The sequence below is a fragment of the Pseudomonas sp. LFM046 genome (genome assembly GCF_000949385.2).
Classification (GTDB): Bacteria; Pseudomonadota; Gammaproteobacteria; order Pseudomonadales; family Pseudomonadaceae; genus Metapseudomonas.
Map to the genome: position 1 here is coordinate 870,196 of NZ_JYKO02000001.1, position 19,189 is coordinate 889,384.

The 19,189-nt window shown below is 63.1% G+C and carries 18 protein-coding genes; 13 read left to right on the plus strand and 5 right to left on the minus strand.

Annotated elements, in window-relative coordinates:
• Window positions 1-12 precede the first annotated feature (12 nt).
• The 4 genes from murA (at window position 13) to hisC (ending at window position 4,495) form a co-directional block, all read left to right on the plus strand.
• Entirely contained in the window at window positions 13-1,278 is a 1,266-nt protein-coding gene (murA, locus tag TQ98_RS04140) for a UDP-N-acetylglucosamine 1-carboxyvinyltransferase (RefSeq protein WP_044872081.1), read from the plus strand.
• A 90-nt stretch (window positions 1,279-1,368) separates the two neighbouring features.
• On the plus strand, window positions 1,369-2,004 hold the full coding sequence (hisG, locus tag TQ98_RS04145) for an ATP phosphoribosyltransferase (protein WP_044872080.1): 636 nt from the start codon (window positions 1,369-1,371) through the stop codon (window positions 2,002-2,004).
• A gap of 122 nt (window positions 2,005-2,126) precedes the next feature.
• On the plus strand, window positions 2,127-3,440 hold the full coding sequence (gene hisD / locus TQ98_RS04150; protein ID WP_044872079.1) for a histidinol dehydrogenase: 1,314 nt from the start codon (window positions 2,127-2,129) through the stop codon (window positions 3,438-3,440).
• A gap of 2 nt (window positions 3,441-3,442) precedes the next feature.
• Complete coding sequence (gene hisC / locus TQ98_RS04155) at window positions 3,443-4,495, plus strand: histidinol-phosphate transaminase (protein WP_044872078.1); 1,053 nt, start codon at window positions 3,443-3,445, stop codon at window positions 4,493-4,495.
• 88 nt (window positions 4,496-4,583) lie between these two features.
• On the opposite strand, the gene algW is transcribed toward hisC, so the two are convergent.
• Window positions 4,584-5,735 carry a Do family serine endopeptidase AlgW gene (gene algW, locus TQ98_RS04160; protein WP_044872077.1) on the minus strand — a complete coding sequence of 384 codons (1,152 nt, stop codon included), beginning with the start codon at window positions 5,733-5,735 and terminating at the stop codon, window positions 4,584-4,586.
• 111 nt (window positions 5,736-5,846) lie between these two features.
• On the opposite strand from algW, the gene TQ98_RS04165 reads away from it, so the two are divergent.
• The 3 genes from TQ98_RS04165 (at window position 5,847) to cysN (ending at window position 9,586) form a co-directional block, all read left to right on the plus strand.
• Window positions 5,847-6,605: a Nif3-like dinuclear metal center hexameric protein gene (locus tag TQ98_RS04165; RefSeq protein ID WP_044872076.1), complete on the plus strand. Its 759-nt coding sequence runs from the start codon at window positions 5,847-5,849 to the stop codon at window positions 6,603-6,605.
• A gap of 149 nt (window positions 6,606-6,754) precedes the next feature.
• The gene (cysD, locus tag TQ98_RS04170) at window positions 6,755-7,672 is read left to right on the plus strand and encodes a sulfate adenylyltransferase subunit CysD (RefSeq protein ID WP_044872075.1); all 918 of its coding nucleotides are present in this window, start codon (window positions 6,755-6,757) and stop codon (window positions 7,670-7,672) included.
• A gap of 12 nt (window positions 7,673-7,684) precedes the next feature.
• Complete coding sequence (cysN, locus tag TQ98_RS04175) at window positions 7,685-9,586, plus strand: sulfate adenylyltransferase subunit CysN (RefSeq protein ID WP_044872074.1); 1,902 nt, start codon at window positions 7,685-7,687, stop codon at window positions 9,584-9,586.
• Window positions 9,587-9,676: 90 nt separating this feature from the next.
• Here the strand turns inward: cysN and TQ98_RS04180 are convergent, their stop codons facing one another.
• The gene (locus tag TQ98_RS04180; protein ID WP_044872073.1) at window positions 9,677-10,117 is read right to left on the minus strand and encodes a DUF1043 family protein; all 441 of its coding nucleotides are present in this window, start codon (window positions 10,115-10,117) and stop codon (window positions 9,677-9,679) included.
• 132 nt (window positions 10,118-10,249) lie between these two features.
• Between TQ98_RS04180 and TQ98_RS04185 the strand changes: the two genes are divergently transcribed.
• The 3 genes from TQ98_RS04185 to zapE all read left to right on the plus strand — a co-directional run bounded on the left by TQ98_RS04185 (window position 10,250) and on the right by zapE (window position 13,442).
• Window positions 10,250-10,873, plus strand: a complete 624-nt coding sequence (locus TQ98_RS04185) for an alpha/beta fold hydrolase (protein WP_044872558.1) — start codon at window positions 10,250-10,252, stop codon at window positions 10,871-10,873.
• A 29-nt stretch (window positions 10,874-10,902) separates the two neighbouring features.
• Entirely contained in the window at window positions 10,903-12,252 is a 1,350-nt protein-coding gene (locus TQ98_RS04190; protein WP_044872072.1) for a tryptophan--tRNA ligase, read from the plus strand.
• Between the two features lie 95 nt (window positions 12,253-12,347).
• Window positions 12,348-13,442 carry a cell division protein ZapE gene (gene zapE / locus TQ98_RS04195; protein ID WP_103102878.1) on the plus strand — a complete coding sequence of 365 codons (1,095 nt, stop codon included), beginning with the start codon at window positions 12,348-12,350 and terminating at the stop codon, window positions 13,440-13,442.
• Window positions 13,443-13,502: 60 nt separating this feature from the next.
• On the opposite strand, the gene TQ98_RS04200 is transcribed toward zapE, so the two are convergent.
• Both TQ98_RS04200 and TQ98_RS04205 read right to left on the minus strand, forming a co-directional pair.
• Window positions 13,503-14,468: a hypothetical protein gene (locus tag TQ98_RS04200; RefSeq protein WP_044872557.1), complete on the minus strand. Its 966-nt coding sequence runs from the start codon at window positions 14,466-14,468 to the stop codon at window positions 13,503-13,505.
• Window positions 14,469-14,595: 127 nt separating this feature from the next.
• A complete protein-coding gene (locus TQ98_RS04205) occupies window positions 14,596-15,495 on the minus strand; it encodes a GlxA family transcriptional regulator (RefSeq protein ID WP_177410205.1) in 900 nt (299 codons plus the stop codon).
• A gap of 249 nt (window positions 15,496-15,744) precedes the next feature.
• Between TQ98_RS04205 and TQ98_RS04210 the strand changes: the two genes are divergently transcribed.
• Window positions 15,745-16,884, plus strand: coding sequence for an acyl-CoA dehydrogenase family protein (locus tag TQ98_RS04210; protein WP_044872068.1), 1,140 nt, complete (start codon window positions 15,745-15,747; stop codon window positions 16,882-16,884).
• A 43-nt stretch (window positions 16,885-16,927) separates the two neighbouring features.
• Here TQ98_RS04210 and TQ98_RS04215 read toward each other — a convergent pair whose 3' ends face one another.
• The gene (locus TQ98_RS04215; RefSeq protein WP_044872067.1) at window positions 16,928-17,965 is read right to left on the minus strand and encodes an NADP(H)-dependent aldo-keto reductase; all 1,038 of its coding nucleotides are present in this window, start codon (window positions 17,963-17,965) and stop codon (window positions 16,928-16,930) included.
• A 274-nt stretch (window positions 17,966-18,239) separates the two neighbouring features.
• Between TQ98_RS04215 and rplM the strand changes: the two genes are divergently transcribed.
• Both rplM and rpsI read left to right on the plus strand, forming a co-directional pair.
• Window positions 18,240-18,668, plus strand: coding sequence for a 50S ribosomal protein L13 (gene rplM / locus TQ98_RS04220; protein WP_016490991.1), 429 nt, complete (start codon window positions 18,240-18,242; stop codon window positions 18,666-18,668).
• 15 nt (window positions 18,669-18,683) lie between these two features.
• On the plus strand, window positions 18,684-19,076 hold the full coding sequence (gene rpsI, locus TQ98_RS04225) for a 30S ribosomal protein S9 (RefSeq protein ID WP_003448478.1): 393 nt from the start codon (window positions 18,684-18,686) through the stop codon (window positions 19,074-19,076).
• Window positions 19,077-19,189: the final 113 nt, after the last annotated feature.

Sequence of the window (19,189 nt, forward strand, 5' to 3'; positions counted from 1 at the left end):
GCCGAGAGAACTATGGACAAACTGATTATCACCGGCGGTCAGCGCCTCGATGGCGAGATCCGCATTTCCGGCGCCAAGAACTCCGCGCTGCCGATCCTCGCTGCTACCCTCCTGGCCGATACCCCGGTCACCGTGGCCAACCTGCCGCACCTGCACGACATCACCACCATGATCGAGCTCTTCGGTCGCATGGGCGTTCAGCCGGTGATCGACGAGAAGCTGGCCGTCGAAGTCGACGCCAGCAGCATCAAGACCCTGGTGGCTCCCTACGAGCTGGTCAAGACCATGCGCGCCTCGATCCTGGTGCTCGGTCCGATGGTGGCTCGCTTTGGTGAAGCCGAAGTGGCCCTTCCCGGCGGCTGCGCCATCGGGTCCCGTCCGGTCGACCTGCACATCCGTGGTCTCGAGGCCATGGGCGCCAAGATCGATGTGGAAGGCGGCTACATCAAGGCCCGTGCCCCGGCCGGTGGCCTGCGTGGCGCCAACTTCTTCTTCGATACCGTCAGCGTGACCGGTACCGAGAACATCATGATGGCCGCAGCCCTGGCCAACGGCCGTACCGTGTTGCAGAACGCTGCTCGCGAGCCGGAAGTGGTGGACCTGGCCAACTGCCTGATCGCCATGGGCGCACAGATCCAGGGTGCTGGCACCGACACCATCACCATCGACGGCGTGAAACGCCTGGGTGGCGCGCGTTACAGTGTGATGCCCGACCGTATCGAGACCGGTACCTACCTGGTCGCCGCTGCCGCCACCGGTGGTCGCGTGAAGCTCAAGGACACCGATCCGACCATCCTCGAAGCCGTGCTGCAGAAGCTGGAAGAGGCGGGTGCCCACATCAACGCGGGCAGCAACTGGATCGAACTGGACATGAAAGGTAACCGCCCGAAGGCGGTCAACCTGCGCACCGCGCCGTACCCGGCGTTCCCCACCGACATGCAGGCCCAGTTCATCTCCATGAACGCCGTAGCCGAAGGCACCGGTGCGGTGATTGAGACCGTGTTCGAAAACCGCTTCATGCACGTCTATGAAATGAACCGCATGGGCGCCCAGATCCTGGTGGAGGGCAACACCGCCATCGTCACCGGCGTACCGAAGCTCAAGGGCGCTCCGGTAATGGCCACCGACCTGCGGGCTTCCGCCAGCCTGGTGATCGCCGGCCTGGTGGCCGAGGGCGACACCCTGATCGACCGCATCTACCACATCGACCGTGGTTACGAGTGCATCGAAGAAAAACTGCAGTTGCTCGGCGCCAAGATCCGTCGCGTGCCGGGTTAGGTCACATGTCCGGCCGGCCCTGAACGGGGCCGGCGCGGGTTGACCGTGCATCAGGCCCCGAATGGGCCTTAGCCAAGGAAATCCAGTTTCATGCTCACCATCGCGCTGTCCAAGGGCCGCATTCTCGATGACACCCTGCCGCTTCTCGCAGAGGCTGGCATTGTGCCCACCGAGAATCCGGACAAGAGCCGCAAGCTGATCATCCCCACCACCCAGGAAGATGTGCGCCTGCTCATCGTCCGCGCCACCGACGTGCCAACCTATGTGGAAAACGGCGCTGCCGACCTCGGGGTCGCCGGCAAGGACGTGCTGATGGAATACGGTGGCCAGGGGCTGTATGAGCCTCTGGACCTGAAAATCGCTTGCTGCAAGCTGATGACGGCGGGTGCGGTCGGTGCCCCCGAGCCCAAAGGCCGTCTGCGGGTGGCCACCAAGTTCGTCAACGTCGCCAAGCGCTACTACGCCGAGCAGGGGCGCCAGGTGGACGTGATCAAGCTCTACGGCTCCATGGAGCTGGCCCCGCTGGTCGGGCTGGCCGACAAGATCATCGACGTGGTCGATACCGGAAACACCCTACGTGCCAACGGCCTGGAGCCCCAGGAACTGATCGCCACCATCAGCTCGCGCCTGATCGTCAACAAGGCATCGATGAAGATGCAGCACGCGCGCATCCAGGCACTGATCGAAGTGCTACGCAGCGCCGTCGAGTCTCGACACCAAAGCTGACACCTTGAGTGCGGCCCCGTGCCGCACGCGCCTATCCGTGTCATAGCCAATATTCTCGGGTGCCCGCACGGTGGGCTTGCTACTCTAGCGGCGCCCGAGCAATTGCCAATAAGAGGCCCGCTATGACTGCTCCAATCGCCATCCGCCGACTCAATGCCGCTGATCCGGATTTCGCGCGACACCTGGATCATCTGCTGAGCTGGGAAAGCGTGTCGGACGACGCGGTCAACCAGCGGGTCCTCGATATCATCCAGGCCGTGCGTGAGCGCGGCGATGCTGCGGTGGTTGAATTCACCCAGCGTTTCGATGGCGTCCAGGCGACCTCCATGGCCGACCTGATCCTGCCCCGTGAGCGTCTTGAGCTGGCCCTGACCCGCATCACTGCCGAGCAGTGCAAGGCGCTTGAAACCGCAGCAGCTCGCGTGCGCAGCTACCACGAGAAGCAGAAACAGGAATCCTGGACCTACACCGAGGCCGACGGCACCGTGCTGGGCCAGCAGGTCACCCCGCTGGACCGCGCCGGTCTCTACGTGCCGGGTGGCAAGGCGTCCTATCCGTCCTCCGTGCTGATGAACGCGATCCCGGCCAAGGTTGCCGGCGTCGCCGAAGTGGTGATGGTGGTGCCGACGCCCCGTGGCGAGATCAACGAGATCGTCCTTGCCGCCGCCTGCGTGGCCGGCGTCGACCGCGTCTTCACCATCGGCGGTGCCCAGGCCGTGGCCGCGCTGGCCTATGGCACCGAGAGCGTACCCCAGGTGGACAAGATCGTCGGCCCGGGCAACATCTATGTCGCCACCGCCAAGCGCCACGTGTTCGGCCAGGTGGGCATCGACATGATCGCCGGCCCCTCGGAAATCCTCGTGGTCTGCGATGGTGGCACCGATCCGGACTGGATCGCCATGGACCTGTTCTCCCAGGCAGAGCACGACGAGGACGCCCAGGCCATCCTGGTCAGCCCCGATGCGGCGTTCCTCGACAAGGTCGCCGCCAGCATCGACAAGCTGCTGCCTACCATGGAGCGCGCCGAAATCATCCGCACTTCCTTGCAGAACCGCGGGGCGCTGATCCTCGTCGCCGACCAGGCCCAGGCCTGCCAGGTGGCCAACCGCATCGCCCCCGAGCACCTGGAACTGTCCGTGGCCGATCCGCAGGCCTGGCTGCCCAGCATTCGCCACGCCGGCGCCATCTTCATGGGGCGCTACACCGCCGAAGCCCTGGGCGATTATTGTGCCGGCCCGAACCACGTGCTGCCCACTTCGGGCACCGCGCGCTTCTCCTCGCCGCTCGGTGTGTATGACTTCCAGAAGCGCTCTTCGATCATCTTCTGCTCGGCCGACGGTGCGTCCGAACTGGGCAAGACCGCGTCCGTGCTGGCCCGTGGCGAGTCCCTGACCGCCCACGCCCGCAGCGCTGAATTCCGAATCAAGGGGGAGTGAGCATGAGCAAGTTCTGGAGTCCTTTCGTCAAGGACCTGGTGCCCTATGTACCGGGTGAACAGCCCAAGATCGCCAATCTGGTGAAGCTGAACACCAACGAGAACCCCTATGGCCCATCGCCGAAAGCGGTGGCGGCCATGCAGGCTGAAGTAGGCGACAGCCTGCGTCTTTATCCGGACCCGAACAGCGACCGGCTCAAGCACGCTGTGGCCGACTACTACGGCGTGCAGCCAAACCAGGTGTTCGTCGGCAACGGCTCGGATGAGGTCCTCGCCCACGCCTTCTACGGCCTGTTCCAGCATGGCAAGCCGCTGCTGTTCCCGGACGTGACCTACAGCTTCTACCCGGTCTACTGCGGTCTCTACGGCATTCCCTTCGAGGCGGTGCCGCTGGATGAGCAATTCCAGATCCGCGTGAAAGACTACGCACGTCCCAATGGCGGCATCATCTTCCCCAACCCCAACGCACCCACCGGCCGCCTGTTGCCGCTGGAGGCCGTGGAGCAGCTGCTCAAGGCCAATCCGGATACGGTGGTGGTGGTGGATGAGGCCTATATCGACTTTGGTGGCCAGACCGCCATTGTCCTGGTGGACCGTTATCCGAACCTGCTGGTGACCCAGACCCTGTCCAAGTCACGCTCCCTCGCGGGGCTGCGGGTGGGGCTGGCGGTAGGGCATCCGGATCTGATCGAGGCGCTGGAGCGAATCAAGAACAGCTTCAACTCCTACCCGCTGGATCGCATGGCTATCGTGGGTGCAGCGGCGGCCTTCGAGGACAAGGCGTACTTCGAGGAAACCTGCCGCAAGGTGATCGACAGTCGTGAGGTGCTGGTGGCCGAGTTGGGCAAGCTGGGCTTCGAAGTGCTGCCCTCTGCGGCCAACTTCATCTTCGCCCGTCACCCGCAGAAGGACGCCGCCGGCATCGCCGCTGGCCTGCGCGAGCAGGGCGTGATCGTGCGTCACTTCAAGCAGGAGCGAATCGCTCAGTTCCTGCGCATCACCATCGGCACGCCTGAGCAGAACCAGGCACTGGTGGAGGCACTGGGCAAGCTCTGAGCCCAGTTCCAGAAACAAGAAAGCCGAGGACGGGTCACCGCCTCGGCTTTTTTCTTGGGCGCCTATCCATGGCGCGAGTCTGGGCCGGTCAGCTCCCGCCGTTGCTGCTGGGCGGCGGGCGAACACCCACCTCAGCGGTCAGCTCCAGCTCCTGGCCATTGCGCATCACCTGAATGTTGACCTTCTCCCCGGGGCGGGTGCGGGCTACCTGGTTCATCGATTTGCGACCGTCACCGGCCGGCTCGCCGTCGATGCTGAGGATGATGTCGCCGGGCTGCAGGGTGGCGCGCTGCGCGGGGCTGTCACGGTAGATGCCGGCGACCACGATGCCAGGACGTCCTTCCAGGCCGAAGGACTCGGCCAGTTCCGGGGTCAACGGCTGTACCTCGATGCCGAGCCAGCCGCGGATCACCTGGCCGTGTTCGATGATCGCTTTCATCACCTCCAGTGCCAGCTTGGTGGGGATAGCGAAGCCAATGCCCTGGGAGCCGCCGGACTTGGAGAAGATCGCGGTGTTGATTCCAATCAGGTTGCCGCTGGCATCCACCAGGGCGCCGCCCGAGTTGCCGGGGTTGATCGCTGCGTCAGTCTGGATGAAGTCCTCATAGGTATTCAGACCCAGCTGGTTGCGGCCGGTGGCGCTGATGATGCCCATGGTCACGGTCTGGCCGACGCCGAAGGGGTTGCCGATGGCCAGGGCGACGTCGCCGATGCGGATGTTGTCTGAGCGGCCGAGGGTAATGGGGGGCAGGTCCTTGAGATCGATCTTCAGCACCGCCAGGTCGGTTTCCGGGTCGCTGCCCACCAGGTGTGCCAGCGTCTCGCGGCCGTCCTTGAGGGCTACCACGATCTGGTCGGCGCCGGCGGTCACGTGGTTATTGGTCAGCAGATAGCCTTCCGGGCTCATGATCACCGCCGACCCCAGGCTTGACTCCATTCGGCGCTGGCGCGGCAGGTTGTCACCGAAGAAGCGGCGGAACTGAGGGTCCTCGAACAGCGGATGGGCCGGCTTGCTCACCATCTTGGTGGTGTAGAGGTTGGCCACCGCCGGCGATGCGCTGGTCACCGCATCGGCGTAGGAGTCGGGCCCCTGGCGGGTGAAGTTGAACTTGGGAGCTTCCTGCAGATGCACTTCCTGTCGGGGCAGGCCAACCCATTCCGGGTATTGCTGGATGATCAGCAGTGCCACGAGCACGCCGACAATCAGGGGCCAGCCAATAAATCGCAGGGCCTTGAGCATCGAGGGAGAATCCTGAGGGTTGCGGGGGGCAGGGGTGCCCCTTAAGGTGGCGCCATTATACGAGGGCGTCCGTTAAAAACGAGTCGTCCGCAACAGCTTGTGAGGAATCCCATGGCCATTGCCCTGAACACCTTGGTGGAGGAAGCGGATCGCTACCTGAACGCCTCCCGTATCCAGGATTACTGCCCCAACGGCCTGCAGGTGGAGGGTCGCCCTCATGTCAGCCGGATCGTGACCGGCGTCACCGCCAGCCAGGCGCTGCTGGATGCCGCGGCCGAGGCTGAAGCGGACGTGGTCCTGGTGCACCATGGATACTTCTGGAAGGGGGAGAATCCCTGCGTGGTAGGTATGAAGCAGCGCCGGCTGAAGACCCTGCTGGCCAATGACATCAGCCTGCTGGCCTATCACCTGCCCCTGGACCTGCACCCCGACGTGGGCAACAACGTGCAACTGGCACGTCAGTTGGACATCATCGTGGAAGGTCCGCTGGAGCCGGACAACCCGCGTACCGTCGGTCTGATCGGTTCCCTGGCCGAGCCCATGACTGCCTCGGATTTCGCTCGCCGTGTGCGTGAGGTCCTGGGCCGCGAGCCGCTGCTGGTGGAGGGGGACCGGATGATCAGCCGCATCGGTTGGTGCACGGGCGGCGGCCAGGGCTACATCGATACTGCCATCGCCGCAGGCGTCGACCTTTACCTCACCGGGGAGGCTTCGGAGCAGACCTTCCACAGCGCACGCGAGAATGGCGTCAGCTTCATCGCTGCCGGTCATCACGCCACTGAGCGCTATGGCATCCAGGCCTTGGGAGATTACCTGGCCAAGCGCTTCGCGCTCGAACACCTGTTCATAGATTGCCCGAACCCCGTGTGAGGGGCGGCCGGCGGCATCTATCCTGCTGGTATATCGCTAGATTGTTTCGTTCTAAAAGGGCTCCCTCAATAGAATGAGAGGCTGTGTTAGAGTGCCCGTTCGTCCACGGCCCGCCGGCCGTCGTATCAGAAAGACCTTTGTGAGTAGCCATGCTCGATAAACTGACGCACCTGAAACAGCTGGAGGCGGAGAGCATCCACATCATTCGTGAAGTGGCCGCCGAATTCGACAACCCGGTGATGCTCTACTCCATCGGCAAAGACTCCGCCGTGATGCTTCACCTGGCGCGCAAGGCCTTCTTCCCGGGCAAGCTGCCGTTCCCGGTCATGCATGTCGACACCCGGTGGAAGTTCCAGGACATGTACCGCTTCCGCGACAAGATGGTCGCCGAAATGGGCCTTGACCTGATCACCCACGTCAACCCGGAAGGCGTCGCCCAGGGCATCAACCCCTTCACCCACGGTAGCGCGAAGCACACCGACGTGATGAAGACCGAGGGTCTCAAGCAGGCCCTCGACAAGTACGGCTTCGATGCGGCCTTCGGCGGCGCCCGCCGTGACGAAGAGAAATCCCGTGCGAAGGAGCGTGTGTACTCCTTCCGCGACAGCAAGCACCGCTGGGACCCGAAGAACCAGCGCCCCGAGCTGTGGAACGTCTACAACGGCAAAGTGAAGAAGGGCGAGTCGATCCGCGTCTTCCCACTGTCCAACTGGACCGAGCTGGACATCTGGCAATACATCTATCTCGAGCAGATCCCGATCGTGCCGCTGTACTTCGCTGCCGAGCGTGAAGTCATCGAGATGAATGGCGCGCTGATCATGATCGACGACGAGCGCATCCTCGAACACCTCAGCGACGAGCAGAAGGCGAGCATCCAGACGAAGATGGTGCGCTTCCGTACCCTCGGCTGCTATCCGCTCACCGGTGCAGTGGAGTCCACCGCCACCACGCTGCCGGAAATCATCCAGGAAATGCTCCTGACCCGTACTTCCGAACGCCAGGGCCGCGTCATCGACCATGACCAGGCCGGTTCGATGGAAGAAAAGAAACGTCAGGGCTATTTCTAAGGATTCCGCATCATGAGCCACCAATCCGATCTGATCAGCCAGGACATCCTCGCGTACCTGGCTCAGCACGAGCGCAAGGAACTCCTGCGCTTCCTCACCTGCGGCAACGTCGACGACGGCAAGAGCACCCTGATCGGGCGCCTGCTGCACGACTCCAAGATGATCTACGAGGATCACCTGGAAGCCATTACTCGCGACTCCAAGAAGGTCGGCACCACCGGTGACGACGTGGACCTGGCGTTGCTGGTGGACGGCCTGCAGGCCGAGCGCGAGCAGGGCATCACCATCGACGTGGCGTATCGCTACTTCAGCACCGCCAAGCGCAAGTTCATCATCGCCGACACCCCCGGCCATGAGCAGTACACCCGCAACATGGCCACCGGCGCGTCCACCTGCGACCTGGCGATCATCCTCGTCGATGCCCGCTACGGCGTGCAGACCCAGACCCGCCGCCACAGCTTCATCGCGTCGCTGCTGGGGATCAAGCATATCGTCGTCGCCGTTAACAAGATGGACCTGAAGGATTTCGACCAGGGCGTCTTCGAGGCGATCAAGGCCGACTACCTGCAGTTCGCCGAGCGAATCAAGCTCAATCCCACCTCGATTCACTTCGTGCCGATGTCGGCGCTGAAGGGTGACAACGTGGTCAACAAGAGCGAGCGTTCGCCCTGGTACTCGGGCCAGTCGCTGATGGAAATCCTCGAGACCGTGGAAATCGCCGGCGACCGCAACGTCTCCGACATGCGTTTCCCGGTGCAGTACGTGAATCGTCCGAACCTGAATTTCCGTGGTTTCGCCGGCACCCTGGCCAGCGGCATCGTGCGCAAGGGTGACGACGTGGTCGCCCTGCCATCGGGCAAGGGCAGCCGGGTCAAGTCCATCGTCACCTTTGATGGTGAGCTGGAGCAGGCCGGTCCGGGCCAGGCCATCACCCTGACCCTGGAAGACGAGATCGACGTATCCCGTGGCGATATGCTGGTGCATGCCGACAACGCCCCGGTGGTCACCGACAGCTTCGACGCCATGCTCGTATGGATGTCTGAGGAGCCGATGCTCCCGGGCAAGAAATACGACATCAAGCGCGCCACCAGCTACGTACCGGGTTCCATCCCGAGCATTGCGCACAAGGTGGACGTGAACACCCTCGAGGAAACGGCTGCAAGCAGCCTGCAGCTGAACGAGATCGCCAAGGTCAAGGTCAGCCTGGATGCGCCCGTCGCCCTCGACGGCTATGAGCAGAACCGCACCACCGGTGCTTTCATCGTCATCGATCGCCTCACCAACGGCACCGTTGGCGCTGGCATGATCATCGCCGACGCCCAGGTAGGGCGTAACATCGACGGTCACCATGGCAAGCAGGCCCACGTATCGCCCGAAGAGCGGGCCGCGCGATTCGGCCAGAAGCCGGCCACTGTCCTGTTCAGCGGTCTGTCCGGCGCTGGCAAGAGCACCCTGGCCTACGGCGTGGAGCGCAAGCTGTTCGACATGGGCCGTGCCGTGTACGTGCTGGATGGCCAGAACCTGCGCCATGACCTGAACAAGGGGCTGCCGCAGGATCGTGCCGGCCGTACCGAGAACTGGCGCCGTGCCGCCCACGTTGCCCGCCAGTTCAACGAAGCCGGCATGCTGACCCTGGCAGCCTTCGTCGCACCGGATGCCGAGGGCCGCGAGCAGGCGAAGGCACTGATCGGCGCTGAACGCCTGATCACCGTCTACGTCCAGGCGTCGCCCATGGCCTGCCGTGAGCGCGATCCCCAGGGCCTCTATGCGGCCGGCCAGGACAACATCCCGGGCGAGTCCTTCCCCTACGACATCCCCCTGGATGCCGACCTGGTGATCGACACCCAGTCCGTGAGCGTTGAAGACGGCGTGAAACAGGTGCTTGATCTGCTCCGCACCCGCGGCGTGATCTAAGCAAGCGCCCAATAAAAAGCCCCGCAATCGCGGGGCTTTTTATTGGTTTCCTATTCGGCCGGCCGGGGTATCCGGACCGGCCGAATGGACTTAGTACTTGCCCTTCAGGCCGAAGGTCTCGTCCAGGGTGCCGGGGGCGTCCGGAGCCTTGGGGGCGTAATCCTTGGGCGCTTCGTTGCTCTTCGGAGGCGTCAGGCGTTCGCGCGGGCTGGCGGCTTCGTCAGCGTGCAGCGCGGCCAGCAGGCGCTGGCGGGTCAATTCGTCCAGGGCCAGGCGGCTGGCGCCTTCGGAGAGGTGCTCCTGCACGTCCTGGTAGCTCTGGGTGAGCTTCTTCACCAGGTTGGCGGTGGTGTTGAAGTGAGTGACCACCTCGCTCTGGTAGGTATCGAAACGTTCCTGCAGGTCATCCAGTTGGCGCTGCGTCCGGCCAGGAGCCGCATTGGGCGCCAGGCGGGCGATCAGGAAACCGATGCCGATACCGGCGAGCAGGGTCAAGACTGGTAGCAACCAGATGATGAGCGACTGTTCCACGAGTCCTTCCTCTATAAGCGGCTTTGCTTTACGTTAACGGCTCGAATCCGCGCTGTATACCGCGACGCAAGCCCTGTTGTGCTAATCCAAGACGAGTCGACCCGTCACGGGGTCACGGAGTTTCATTTGTCGATCCGCGAAAATCCTCTTCTTCTCGATGGCCCCTGCGGCCAGCTCGAGGCGCTGCATCTTGATCTGCCTGAGGCCAGGGGCCTGGCGCTGATCTGTCATCCGAACCCCGTACAGGGCGGCACCATGCTCAACAAGGTGGTCTCCACCCTGCAGCGCACCGCCCGTGACGCCGGTTACAGCACCCTGCGCTTCAACTACCGTGGCGTTGGCGCCAGTGCTGGCAGCCACGACATGGGCACCGGAGAAGTGGACGACGCCGAAGCTGTCGCCCACTGGTTCCGCGCCCAGCGCGCGGAGCTGCCATTGGCGCTGTTCGGTTTCTCCTTTGGTGGCTTCGTGGCCGGTAGCCTCGCCGGTCGCCTGGAGCGGCAGGGCATCGCCGTACCGCGCCTGTTCATGGTGGCACCTGCGGTGATGCGCCTGGACGAGAGCAATCCGCTGCCCGAAGGCGGTGAACTGACAGTGATCCAGCCCGACGCCGATGAAGTCGTGCCGCCCCAGGCGGTCTATGACTGGTCGGCGGGCCTCGCGCGCCCCCATGAGCTGCTGAAAGTGGCAGAATGCGGGCACTTCTTCCACGGCAAGCTGACCGACCTCAAGGACCTGGTCCTGCCGCGTCTCTGATTCCGAACGAAGTCCGACAAGCGAACATCATGACCACTCGTATCCTCACCGGTATCACCACCACCGGCACGCCGCACCTCGGCAACTATGCGGGCGCCATCCGCCCGGCCATCGTTGCCAGCCGCGCCAGCGACGTCGATTCCTTCTACTTCCTGGCCGACTACCACGCCCTGATCAAGTGCGACGACCCGGCCCGCATCCAGCGTTCCCGCCTGGAGATCGCCGCCACCTGGCTGGCGTGCGGTCTGGATACCGACAAGGCGACCTTCTACCGCCAGTCCGACATCCCCGAGATTCCCGAGCTCACCTGGCTGCTCACCTGCGTCAGCGCCAAGGGCCTGCTCAATCGCGCCCACGCCTACAAGGCTTCGGTGGACAAGAACCTGGAAAGCGGCGAAGACCCAGACGCGGGCGTCACCATGGGCCTGTACAGCTACCCGGTGCTGATGGCGGCGGACATCCTGATGTTCAACGCGCACAAGGTGCCGGTGGGGCGCGACCAGATTCAGCACGTGGAAATGGCCCGCGACATCGGCCAGCGCTTCAACCATCTGTTCGGCGCCGGTCGTGAATTCTTCACTCTGCCGGAAGCCGTGATCGAGGAAGAAGTGGCGACCCTGCCTGGCCTCGACGGTCGCAAGATGTCCAAGAGCTACGACAACACCATTCCGCTGTTTGGCAGTGCCAAGCAGCTGAAGGACGCCATCGCGCGAATCGTCACCGACTCCCGCGCCCCCGGCGAACCGAAGGACCCGGACAATTCCCATCTCTTCACCCTCTACCAGGCCTTCGCCACTCCGGCACAGCTCGCCGAGTTCCGCGCCGACCTGCTGGCTGGCCTGGCCTGGGGCGAAGCCAAACAGCGCCTGTTCCAGTTGCTCGACAACGAGCTGGGCGAAGCCCGCGAGCGCTACCACGCGCTGATCGAGCGTCCGTCCGACCTGGAGGACATCCTCCTGGCCGGCGCCGCCAAGGCACGCAAGATCGCCACGCCGTTCCTCAATGAGCTGCGCGAAGCGGTGGGGCTGCGCTCTTTCCGCACCAGCGCGCAGGCCGGCGGCGAGACCAAGGCCAAGAAGGCCGCCAAAAGCGCCCGATTCGTCAGCTTCCGCGACGAGGACGGCAGCTTCCGTTTCCGCCTGCTGGACGCCGACGGCGAGCAACTGCTGCTGTCCCGCTCCTTCGCCGATGGCAAGGCTGCCGGCCAGGTCAGCAAGCGCTTGCAGTCGGGCGATGAGCTGGACCTGCGCGTCGAAGGCGACGCGTTCGGCATCTGGCTGGACGACGAACAGGTGGCGTCGAGCCCTGCCTTCACCGATGACGCCGCCCGCGATGCGGCCATCCAGCGCCTGTACGCGGCCCTCGCACCTCAGGAATAGGTGTCTTTCCAGCGGCCGGCGTTGCCGGCCGATTGCCAATCCACGGGGCAGGCTCTAAAGTACCCGCCCCGTTTTTCGTTGCCTTGCTACCGATCATGACCCCCCTCGAGCGCTACCAGGCCGATCTCAAGCGGCCGGATTTCTTCCACGATGCCGCGCAGGAAAACGCAGTTCGCCACTTGCAGCGGCTGTATGACGACCTGATCGCCGACGACCGCAGCAAACCCGGCCTGCTCGGCAGCCTGTTCGGCAAGAAGCGCCAGGGCCCGGTGAAGGGCCTGTACTTCTGGGGTGGCGTGGGTCGCGGCAAGACCTATCTGGTGGATACCTTCTACGACGCGTTGCCGTTCAAGCAGAAGATGCGTACCCACTTCCACCGCTTCATGAAGCGCGTGCACGAGGAGATGAAGACCCTCAAGGGCGAGAAGAATCCGCTGACCATCATCGGCAAGCGATTCGCCGACGAGGCGCGAGTCATCTGCTTCGACGAATTCTTCGTGTCCGATATCACCGACGCCATGATCCTGGCCACGCTCCTGGAGGAGCTGTTCAAGAACGGCGTCAGCCTGGTGGCGACCTCCAACATCGTGCCGGACGGCCTCTACAAGGACGGCCTCCAGCGTGCGCGCTTCCTGCCGGCCATCGCGCTGCTCAAGGAACACACCGACATCGTCAACGTCGACAGCGGCGTGGACTACCGTCTGCGAGCTCTGGAGCAGGCCGAACTGTTCCATTTCCCGCTGGATACTGAGGCCGAAGCAAGCCTGAGCCGCAGCTTCAAGAGCCTGCTGCCGGACTGCACCATGGCCCAGGAAAACGAAGTCCTGATGATCGAGAATCGCGAAATCCGCGCCGTGCGCGTCTGTGAAGACGTCGCCTGGTTCGAATTCCGTGAGCTCTGCGACGGTCCGCGCAGCCAGAACGACTACATCGAGCTGGGCAAGATCTTCCACGCCGTGATCCTCGCCAACGTCGAGCAGATGGGCGTGACCAAGGACGACATGGCGCGGCGCTTCATCAACCTGGTGGACGAGTTCTACGACCGCAACGTGAAGCTGATCATCTCCGCCGAGGTGGAGCTGAAGGACCTGTACTCCGGTGGTCGCCTGAACTTCGAGTTCCAGCGCACCCTGAGCCGCCTGCTGGAAATGCAGTCCCACGAATTCCTCTCCAGGCCGCACAAGCCCTGAGGATCAGGTGCAAACAGAAAAGGCTGCCCAAGGGCAGCCTTTTTCATTCCCGGCGGGGAGTCAGTTCTGCGCCACCTTCAGTTCCTGCTGCTTCAGCAACTGCTGTGCGTGGGCCACTTCCAGGGCTTCCATGGCATTGATCGGCTTGATCGCCACCGCCTTCTTCAGGTGGTCCAGTGCCTTGGCCTCTTCGTCGTCGCCATACACGTATTCCAGGGCGTTGGCGTATTCGTAGTGGCCGATAGGCAGATCGCTGGTGGCTTTGAAGGAGCGAGCAAAGTACTGCTCCATCTTCTCGGAGCTGACCCCGTAGGTCATCTTGCCCACCAGCTTGCCCACCTTGCGGATCACCCCGGCCTCGTAGCCGCCATACAGGGCGAGGGCGAACGGCTGCTGCGGTTGACTCCTGAGTAACGCATCCAGCTCTTCCGGGATCTGGCTGGTGTAGCCGCGTTTGAGCACGACCGGTACCGGCAATTCTTCGCCCAGGCGGGCTTTCGCATAGGCTCGGCCGAACTGTGCAACCACGTCTGCCTTGACCAGGTCGCCGGCCTCGTCGGTGTAGCGGATTACTTCCTCAAGCAGGCGATGTTTTTCCGCCTGGTCCGGCACCAGGAACATGGCATAGACCACCTGGGCGAACATCGCGGGTACCTGGCCACCGACGCCCAGGGCCAGGCCTTGTTTCTTGGCCTCGGCGAAATCACCACGGAACATCAGTCTCCAGACGTCCTGCAACCTGGCCGCATAGGCTTCGGCCTCCTCGGGCTTGCCGGTGAATCCGGTATTACCCGCCACGGTCAGCTCCAGGGCCTTGGGGTATTTCGTGGCCATGGTCACCACCCAGTCGGCGTCCGGGTACGGGTAGTTCGGGCCGAAGCCGCGGGTCAGGCGTGGCCAGGCTTCGCGGAGCTTGTCGCCGGAGTAGTCGTAGGCGGCCTTGTCGTAGGGAAAGGGTTTCCAGGTGTCGTCCGCCACAGCGGTAAGGCTGCAGGCGGCCAGCAGGGCAAGCAGATAGCGGCGCATGGCGATGGACCTTTTCTTGTTGTTGTCCTCCCGCGCCGGGCAGGCGCGGGTGCGGGCGTCCCGTTCGGGCATGGGTCGATCATAGGGAGGTGAGGGCGGAGGCCAACCCATCCTTGGGATGGCGACGTCATTCACCTTTCTGCTGGTACTGGCGCCGGTACTGGTTAGGCGAAAGCTGAGTGTGCTGGCGAAACAGCCGGGCAAAGAAGCTGGCGTCGTCGTAGCCGACTTCGTAGCTGATGGTCTTGATGCTCTTGCGCGTGGCCGACAGGAGGCCCTTGGCCGTTTCGATGCGTAAGCGCTGCAGGTAATGCAGGGGCTTGTCGCCAGTGGCGGCCTGGAAGCGGCGCATGAAGTTGCGGATGCTCATGCCGTGTTCGCGGGAGACGTCTTCGAAGCGGAACTTGTCGGCGAAGTGGTCCTCCAGCCATTGCTGGATTTGCAGGATGGTCATGTCGTGGTGCAGCTTCTGCCCGCCGAAGCCGATGCGGCCCGGGGTGTAGCTGCGCTGCACTTCATAGAGGATGTCGCGGGCCACTGCCTGGGCGATGCCGGCGCCGCAGAAGCGCTCGATCAGATAGATATAAAGGTCGCAGGCGGAGGTGACGCCGCCGGCGCAGAACAGATTGTCGGCGTCGGAGAGGTGCTTGTCCTGATTCAGCAGCACCTTGGGGAAGCGCTCGGCGAACTCGCGGAAGAATCGCCAGTAGGTGGTCGCTTCCTTGCCATCCAGAAGGCCGGCCTGGGCGATCCAGAACACGCCGGTAGCTTCGCCGCAGATGACGCTGCCGGCAGCGTGGCGTTCCCGCAGCCAGGCGCAGACCTGTGGATAACGCGCCAGCAGGGAATCGAAATCACCCCAGAAGGCGGGGACTATGATGACTTGTGCATCGTCCAGCGGTCCGTCGACGGGAACGCGTACCTCGCTGAAGCTGCGCACCGATTGGCCGTCGGGGCTGACCAGTCTGGTCTGGAAGGCGGGGGTGAGGCCTTTGCCCTGGAGCTTGCCGAAGCGAAGGCTGGCCATATGGAAGAAGTCCTTGGCCTGCATCAGGGTGGAGGAGAAGACACCTTCGATGGCCAGGATGCTGACCTGGCGAAGGTCGGGCGACTGCGTATTGCTCATGGTGTTGTTCTTATAAGGGGAAAGCGGTCATTCTGCGGCTGGATCGTCTTATTTTTTGTCCTAAGTGTCCAGTGTGGCGGAGGAGGGGACTGGCCTAGAGTCGGTGGCCTCCGAACCTGCACGACCACAGTGCCATTCCAAGGTGATGCCATGATCCCGAGAACCCTGTTCAGCTCCGATCACGAACTCTTCCGCGACAGCGTGCGCAAGTTCCTCGAGCAGGAGGCGGTGCCCTATCACCACCAGTGGGAGAAGGACGGCCATATCGACCGCGCACTGTGGAACAAGGCTGGCGAGGCCGGGATGCTCTGCTCCCATATTCCGGAGGAATATGGCGGCATGGGGGCCGATTTCCTCTACAGCGCAGTGGTGATCGAAGAGATCGGTCGCCTGGGCCTGACGGGTATCGGCTTCTCGCTGCACTCGGACATCGTCGCCCCGTACATCCTTCATTACGGCTCCGAGGCGCAGAAGAAAAAGTACCTGCCCAAGCTGGTCAGCGGCGAGTTGGTGACCGCCATCGCCATGACCGAGCCCGGTGCCGGCTCCGACCTTCAGGGAGTGAAGACCACTGCCGTCCTGGATGGCGACGAGTACGTCATCAACGGCTCCAAGACCTTCATCACCAACGGTTTCCTTGCCGACCTGGTGATTGTGGTGGCCAAGACCGATCCCAAGGCTGGCGCCAAGGGCACCAGCCTGTTCCTGGTGGAAGCGGACACCCCGGGCTTCGCCAAGGGCAAGCGCCTGGAGAAGGTCGGCATGAAGGCCCAGGACACGTCCGAGCTGTTCTTCCAGGATGTGCGCGTGCCGAAGGAGAACCTGCTGGGCCAGGCAGGCATGGGCTTCGCCTATCTGATGCAGGAACTTCCCCAGGAGCGTCTGACCGTGGGCATCGGCGCCCTGGCTTCGGCCGAGGCGGCGCTCAACTGGACCCTGGATTACACCCGCGAGCGCAAGGCCTTCGGCAAGTCCATCGCAGAGTTTCAGAACACCCGCTTCAAGCTGGCGGAGATGGCCACCGAGATCCAGGTCGGGCGCGTCTTCGTCGACCGCTGCCTGGAACTGCACCTCGAGGGCAAGCTGGATGTACCGACGGCGGCCATGCTCAAGTACTGGGGCACCGACCTGCAGTGCAAGGTCCTGGACGAATGCGTCCAGCTGCACGGTGGCTACGGCTTCATGTGGGAATACGCGGTGGCGCGGGCCTGGGCGGACGCGCGGGTTCAGCGCATCTATGCCGGCACGAATGAGATCATGAAAGAGATCATTGCCCGTTCCCTGGTTTGATCACGGGAAACCAAAAGCCCGGCGATTGCCGGGCTTTTTCAGTTCAGGGTGCCGGGTTTGGCTGGTCCTTGTGGATGGCGGCAATGCCATCCAGTACTGCGTCGGACAATGTCAGCTCGGTGCTGCGCAGATCAGCCTCCAACTGCTCCATCGACGTGGCGCCAATGATGTTGCTGGTCACGAACGGCTGGGCGGTGACAAAGGCGAGGGCCATTTGCGCCGGGTCCAGGCCGTGCTCCCGGGCTAGCTGTACATAACGTGTGCAGGCTGATTGGGACTGTGGATTGGTATAGCGGGTGAAGCGGCTGAACAGGCTGATCCGCGCATTGGCGGGGCGGGCGCCGTTCTCGTATTTGCCGGAAAGCATGCCGAAGGCCATGGGCGAGTAAGCCAGCAGTCCGCACTGTTCGCGGATCGCCACTTCAGCCAGGCCGACTTCGAAGCTGCGGTTGAGCAGGTTGTAGGGATTCTGGATGGACACCGCGCGGGGCAGGCTGAGCTGGTCGGCCAGCTGCAGGAACTTCATGGTCCCCCAGGGCGTTTCGTTGGACAGGCCAATATGGCGGATCTTGCCGGCCTTGACCTGCTCGCTGAGGACTTCAAGGGTTTCCCGCAGCGGGGTGAAGTCTTCTTCCTTGTGCTGGTAGCCGAGCTGGCCGAAGAAGTTTGTGCTGCGCTCGGGCCAGTGCAGCTGGTAGAGGTCGATCCAGTCGGTCTGCAGGCGTTTCAGGCTGGCGTCCAGGGCTGCGGTGAGGTGCTCGCGGTTGTGCTTCAGGTTGCCGCCTCGGATATGGCTGATACCGTTGCCGGGGCCGGCCACCTTGCTCGCCAGGATCCAATCTGCGCGGTCGCGACGTCGGGCGAACCAGTTGCCGATGATGGTTTCAGTGGCGCCATAGGTCTCGGCCCTTGGCGGCACGGGGTACATCTCCGCCGCGTCCATGAAGTTGATTCCGTAGGCCTTGGCGCGCTCGATCTGCTGGAAAGCTTCCGCTTCGGTGTTCTGCTCGCCCCAGGTCATGGTCCCCAGGCAAAGGCTGCTGACCTTGAGGTCGGTGCGTCCGAGTTGGCGGTATTCCATCGCTGTCTCCTGGTTCTCGTGAAGCTCGCATGAAATCAGGTTGAAATTTTTCCTGCAATCGGCATAATTCCGCGGCTTTCTTCGTGGGGATGCCTAGCCTGCGGAGAGGGAAGGCGGGGATGCCTAGCCTGCCGAAAGAACCTTTGCCGTAGCGGACGCGCTGACCCGAGCCCCCGATAGCGTCTGTTTCCGGCTGTCCTGATCTTGTCAGGGCGAGCACTATTCAGTAAGATCCGCCGTCTTATTTTCAGGGCGGCCCCTGAGGCTATAGCGAATGAAGACTTTTACTGCAAAACCGGAAACTGTTAAGCGCGACTGGTACGTCGTCGACGCTGCAGGTCAGACCCTGGGTCGTCTGGCCACCGAAATTGCCAGCCGTCTGCGTGGCAAGCACAAGCCGGAATACACCCCCCACGTTGACACCGGCGACTACATCGTCGTGATCAATGCTGAGCAGGTACGTGTTACCGGTGCCAAGACCACCGACAAGATGTACTACTCTCACTCCGGCTTCCCGGGTGGCATCAAGGAAATCAACTTCGAGAAGCTGATTGCCAAGGCCCCTGAGCGCGTGATCGAGACCGCGGTTAAAGGCATGCTGCCGAAAAACCCGCTGGGCCGCGACATGTATCGCAAGCTGAAGGTGTACAAGGGTGCTGTTCACCCGCACACCGCTCAGCAGCCCCAAGAACTGAAGATTTAACGGGATAGATTCACTATGTCGGCGACTCAAAACTACGGCACCGGCCGTCGCAAGACTGCTACCGCTCGCGTCTTCCTGCGTCCGGGCACTGGCAAGATCTCCATCAACAACCGCAGCCTGGATACCTTCTTCGGCCGCGAAACCGCTCGCATGGTCGTGCGTCAGCCCCTGGAGTTGACCGAGACCGTCGAGAAATTCGACATCTACGTCACCGTTGTTGGCGGTGGTGTAAGCGGTCAAGCCGGTGCGATCCGCCACGGCATCACTCGCGCCCTGATCGAATACGACGAGACCCTGCGCAGCCCGCTGCGTAAAGCCGGCTACGTCACTCGCGACGCCCGCGAAGTTGAGCGTAAGAAAGTCGGTCTGCGTAAAGCGCGTAAGCGTCCGCAGTACTCCAAGCGTTAATTCGACGCTTGCAAAAAAGCGCCCAGTTTCTTCGGAACTGGGCGTTTTTTTATGCGCTTTAAGTTGTGCCTGCGACAGCATGTCGCACTTCTGAACCCCCCGCCAATCAAGGC

What these genes read in the sequence shown, in the direction of transcription:
- hisD (WP_044872079.1), top strand. Translation starts at nt 2,127, where the DNA reads ATGACTGCTCCAATCGCCATCCGCCGACTCAATGCCGCTGATCCGGAT.
- zapE (WP_103102878.1), top strand. Translation starts at nt 12,348, where the DNA reads ATGACCCCCCTCGAGCGCTACCAGGCCGATCTCAAGCGGCCGGATTTC.
- TQ98_RS04215 (WP_044872067.1), bottom strand. Translation starts at nt 17,965, where the DNA reads ATGGAATACCGCCAACTCGGACGCACCGACCTCAAGGTCAGCAGCCTT.
- rpsI (WP_003448478.1), top strand. Translation starts at nt 18,684, where the DNA reads ATGTCGGCGACTCAAAACTACGGCACCGGCCGTCGCAAGACTGCTACC.
- hisG (WP_044872080.1), top strand. Translation starts at nt 1,369, where the DNA reads ATGCTCACCATCGCGCTGTCCAAGGGCCGCATTCTCGATGACACCCTG.
- TQ98_RS04165 (WP_044872076.1), top strand. Translation starts at nt 5,847, where the DNA reads ATGGCCATTGCCCTGAACACCTTGGTGGAGGAAGCGGATCGCTACCTG.
- TQ98_RS04210 (WP_044872068.1), top strand. Translation starts at nt 15,745, where the DNA reads ATGATCCCGAGAACCCTGTTCAGCTCCGATCACGAACTCTTCCGCGAC.
- TQ98_RS04205 (WP_177410205.1), bottom strand. Translation starts at nt 15,495, where the DNA reads ATGGCCAGCCTTCGCTTCGGCAAGCTCCAGGGCAAAGGCCTCACCCCC.
- cysN (WP_044872074.1), top strand. Translation starts at nt 7,685, where the DNA reads ATGAGCCACCAATCCGATCTGATCAGCCAGGACATCCTCGCGTACCTG.
- TQ98_RS04190 (WP_044872072.1), top strand. Translation starts at nt 10,903, where the DNA reads ATGACCACTCGTATCCTCACCGGTATCACCACCACCGGCACGCCGCAC.
- algW (WP_044872077.1), bottom strand. Translation starts at nt 5,735, where the DNA reads ATGCTCAAGGCCCTGCGATTTATTGGCTGGCCCCTGATTGTCGGCGTG.
- rplM (WP_016490991.1), top strand. Translation starts at nt 18,240, where the DNA reads ATGAAGACTTTTACTGCAAAACCGGAAACTGTTAAGCGCGACTGGTAC.
- murA (WP_044872081.1), top strand. Translation starts at nt 13, where the DNA reads ATGGACAAACTGATTATCACCGGCGGTCAGCGCCTCGATGGCGAGATC.
- hisC (WP_044872078.1), top strand. Translation starts at nt 3,443, where the DNA reads ATGAGCAAGTTCTGGAGTCCTTTCGTCAAGGACCTGGTGCCCTATGTA.
- cysD (WP_044872075.1), top strand. Translation starts at nt 6,755, where the DNA reads ATGCTCGATAAACTGACGCACCTGAAACAGCTGGAGGCGGAGAGCATC.
- TQ98_RS04200 (WP_044872557.1), bottom strand. Translation starts at nt 14,468, where the DNA reads ATGCGCCGCTATCTGCTTGCCCTGCTGGCCGCCTGCAGCCTTACCGCT.